We start from the raw sequence: 2,176 nt of genomic DNA, 5'->3' as shown, positions 1-2,176 counted from the left end.
GATTAACCCGACTCTCATGCCGATTACCTCCTAAAAATAAAATATCTTGATCAAAGGAGATTGGCTGGTAGAATAATGTACTTCCCATTTCACATTTCAGAAATTATGTTTTCAAGTTTGCTCCGAAAGTGATTACCTACCGCCAATAAAATCCGTCTTCTTTCAATAATTGATAAGAAGCCGCCGGTCCCATCGAACCTGAACGATATGAGTGGAGTGGAAGGAGATTTTCCTCAAATGCCTCTAAAACAGGTTGTATCCATTTCCAAGATAGTTCAACTTCTTTCCAATGAGCAAAGAAAGTCGAATCGCCATGTAAAGCGTCAAAAATTAAGAGTTCATAGGCTTCGGGTACCTCTTTCTGATTAGTTGTAAAGTGCATATGAACGGGTTCCATCTTTCCATTGTTGAATATATTTTTACTATTGAATTGCAACGAAACACCTTCGTTCGGATTGATTTGAATCACCAAAAGATTAGGAGTTGTTTCCTCATTTTTCGGTAAGTACCATTCCTTTAATGGATTTTTAAATTCAATCACAATACGTGTGGACTTTTCCTTCATTCTTTTACCTGTACGAATATAGAATGGTACCCCGCTCCAATTTTCATCATCAATCCACAAACGAGCAGCAACAAATGTCTCCGTTGTTGAAGAAGCATTGATTCCAGGTTCTTCTTTATATCCAACAACTGGTTTACCATGGATTTCTCCAGGACCGTATTGACCACGAACGACGTGTAAACCTACTTCTTCTTTCTGTATTGGTCGAAGAGATTCCATGATTTTTCTTTTCTCATTACGGATTTCTTTTGCGCTAATCTGTTTTGGCAGGTGCATGGCTGTCATCATTAACAATTGCAGCATATGATTTTGAAACATATCGCGAATGGCTCCTGCCTGATCATAATAGCTTGCTCTTTGTTCTACTCCAACCGTTTCACTTGCCGTAATTTGCACATTGGCTATATATTGATTGTTCCATATCGCTTGAAACACAGGATTGGCAAATTTTAAAGCTTCAAGGTTTTGGACCATCGGCTTTCCAAGGTAATGATCTACCCGATAAATTTCTTCTTCTTCAAAAGCTTGACTTAACTTTTCGTTTAAATCTTGGGCCGATTGGATATCGTGGCCAAACGGTTTTTCGATAATCAGACGTTTCCAACCTTTTGTGGATCCTAACCCGCTTTCCTTGATGTTCGACGCGATCACATCAAAAAATTCCGGCGCAACCGATAAATAAAACATACGGTTTTCAGGAATATTCAATTCTTTTTCACGTTGTTGAACCATTTCAAGCAACTTTTTATACCCTTGTGCATTCGTTACATCTAAAGAGGTATAACGAAACGCACGGAGAAACTCTTTCATTTTGGAACGGTCATTTGTCAAACGTCTGGAAAAGGTTTTTACCGAATTTTCCACATATATTTGAAATGCTTCATCGGATAATTCTCTTTTGCTTACGCCAATAATGGAAAATGGCTGCGGCATTTTTTGATCAAGAAATAAATTATATAATGCAGGGAAAATTTTTCGTTTCGCTAAATCACCTGTAGCCCCAAACAGGACAAAGGTCATCGAATCCAATGTGATCCCCCCCTGTCTTTTTGAAACATTTTTCAAAAAGAATAAAGCTGATAGAGCAGATGTAACGAGGTTTACTACATTGCACGAATTGGTATTTTTATGAATAATGCCCATTTCAGGGAGAAAGTCTTGTTCTTGTATTTTTTCGTTCATGAAAGCTCAACCAAATCGTCCACTAAAAACTGTTTTTCTTGACGGCGCCGCCAATGATGAGGGCAGCTTTTGTTCCTTCCAGCGTTTTTAAAGCAGCGAGAGCATTCTCTCCGAGATAAATATCGCGTGGAATAGCAAAACGATTCATGCCGCTCAGTGCTCATGATTTGGTTCACAGATGCTAGTATAATGCGTATAAAATTTATTGAGAAGTACGCACTTTATTATCATGTAGTGATAAAAATATAATATAGTGCAAAAAAATATACTTAATGATATAAAAGATATTGTAGATACAATGAACGGGATGAATCATGAAAAGGCCTTTACCATCCAGAAGGAATGAATGGGGTCTGCTATGTGTGAGAATAAATATGTATAACATTTATTTGTGGGTATGTGCTTTATTAGTGTGAGTAAAATATTTGT

The 2,176-nt window shown here is 37.4% G+C and carries 2 protein-coding genes; both read right to left on the bottom strand.

Going from position 1 to position 2,176, the window contains the following annotated elements:
- Nucleotides 1-136 precede the first annotated feature (136 nt).
- On the bottom strand, nt 137-1,594 hold the full coding sequence (gene zwf / locus DI44_RS00165) for a glucose-6-phosphate dehydrogenase (RefSeq protein ID WP_033026712.1): 1,458 nt from the start codon (nt 1,592-1,594) through the stop codon (nt 137-139).
- Between the two features lie 175 nt (nt 1,595-1,769).
- Nucleotides 1,770-1,895, bottom strand: a complete 126-nt coding sequence (locus tag DI44_RS19690; RefSeq protein ID WP_257722310.1) for a hypothetical protein — start codon at nt 1,893-1,895, stop codon at nt 1,770-1,772.
- Nucleotides 1,896-2,176: the final 281 nt, after the last annotated feature.

It is taken from the genome of Geobacillus sp. CAMR5420 (genome assembly GCF_000691465.1).
In the GTDB taxonomy this organism is placed as follows: Bacteria; Bacillota; Bacilli; order Bacillales; family Anoxybacillaceae; genus Geobacillus; species Geobacillus thermoleovorans.
The sequence above is the reverse complement of the archived record's forward strand: the minus strand, read 5'-3'. Positions and strand labels throughout refer to the sequence as shown.

What these genes read in the sequence shown, in the direction of transcription:
- DI44_RS19690 (WP_257722310.1), bottom strand. Translation starts at nt 1,895, where the DNA reads ATGAATCGTTTTGCTATTCCACGCGATATTTATCTCGGAGAGAATGCT.